Source organism: Kitasatospora cystarginea (assembly GCF_039533515.1).
GTDB classification, from domain to species: domain Bacteria; phylum Actinomycetota; class Actinomycetes; order Streptomycetales; family Streptomycetaceae; genus Kitasatospora; species Kitasatospora cystarginea.
In genome coordinates this window covers 1-1,734 of sequence record NZ_BAAATR010000147.1, presented here as the reverse complement: position 1 = coordinate 1,734, position 1,734 = coordinate 1, and the positions used below count along the sequence as shown (strand labels likewise).

Annotated in this window: 1 protein-coding gene; it reads right to left on the bottom strand. The window is 73.6% G+C overall.

The window, feature by feature from the left end; genetic code table 11:
- Positions 1-1,734 (bottom strand): polyketide synthase dehydratase domain-containing protein (locus ABD369_RS40465; protein ID WP_344641640.1); only part of this gene is annotated, 1,734 nt, incomplete at both ends.

Here is a 1,734-nt window from a genome sequence, read left to right as displayed (position 1 = left end):
ACCAGATGCCGGGCGAACAGCGCACCGAGGGTGCCCGTCGCACCCGTCACCAGCACCGTACCCTCCGGGTCCAGCACCAGCGGCTCGGCCTCGGCAATCGCCGGGACCCGCGCCAGACGCGGCGCGAAGGCGTCGCCGGCCCGTACGGCCAACTGCGGCTCGCCGGAGGCGAGCGCACCGGGCAGCGCCTGGAGCGAGGCCGGGTCCTCGTCCAGGTCGACCAGCACGATCCGGCCCGGGTTCTCCGACTGCGCCGAACCCAGCAGACCCCGCACAGCGGCCGAGGGCAGGTTCGGTGCTTCCGCGTCGACGGTCGCCACCGCACCACGCGTGACCACCACTAGACGGGTGTCCGCCAGCAGATCCTCGGCCAGCCACTCCTTCACCAGGGCCAGCGCATCGTGTACGGCGGCGCGAGTTGCGGCGGCCACATCCTGAGCCGCCTCGGGCAGCACGGGGACCACGATCGTCCCCGGCACCGACAGACCGGCCGAGACCGCCGCCCGCAGCTCGGCCAGGTTCCCGAACTGCTCGGCATCCTCCAGCCCGAGATCATCCGCACCGAGCACCGTCACCACATCAGGCGCCTCGACCGACGGCAGAACCGCACCGACCCACTCCGGCCGGAACAACGACTCGTGCCCGCCGCCCGCACCCGCCAACTGCTCAGCCGCGAACGGCCGCAGCACCAGCGACTCCACCGACGCGACCGGCGCACCCGTACCGTCCGCAACCGCCAGCGACACCGCATCCTCGCCGGCCCGCGCCAACCGCACCCGCAGCTCCGACGCGCCGGAGGCGTACAGGCACACACTGCTCCACGCGAACGGCAGCCGGCCCTGCCCGGTGTCTGCGACCAGACCGCCCAGCGCCACCCCGTGCAGCGCCGCGTCCAGCAACGCCGGGTGCAGACCGAACGCAGCCCCGGTGTCGCGCACGTCCTCCGGCAACGCGATCTCGGCGAACACCTCGCCATCGCGCCGCCAGGCCGCCCGCAACCCCTGGAACACCGGGCCGTAGCCGAACCCAGCCCCCGCGAACCCCTCGTACAGCCCGTCGACCGGTACGGGCTCCGCACCCGCCGGCGGCCACTCCACCAGGTCGAAGGACTCCGCGGCACCGCCCTCCACCAGCAGACCCGTCGCATGACGCGTCCACGGCTCGTCCAACGGCGCGTCCTCGACGCGCGAGAACATGGAGACCGGACGGCGGCCCGCGGAGTCGGGCTCGCCCACGGAAACCTGGACCTGTGTACCGCCCTTCGCGGGCAGGACCAGCGGCGCCTCCAGCGTCAGCTCCTCGACACGACCGCAGCCCACCTGGTCGCCCGCGCGAACCGCCAGTTCCACGAAGGCCGTTCCGGGCAGCAGCACCGTGTCGCCGACGGCGTGGTCGGCCAGCCACGGGTGCGCCTCCAGGGACAGTCGTCCGGTGAACAGGACACCGTCCGCGTCCGCCAGCGCGACGCAGGCCCCTAGGAGCGGGTGCTCCGCGAGATCGAGGCCGAGCTGGGCCGCTGCCGCGTCGCCCACCAGAACGGGCGGAGCCTCCAGCCAGTAGCGCTCGTACTGGAAGGCGTAGGTGGGCAGGTCGACGCGCTGGGCGCCGGTGCCCGCGAACACGGCCTGCCAGTCCAGCTTCACGCCACGGACGTGCAGCTGGGCCAGGCCGGTGGTGAAGCTCTCCGCCTCCGCGCGGTCGCGGCGCAGGACCGGCGTGAACACCGCGTCCTCG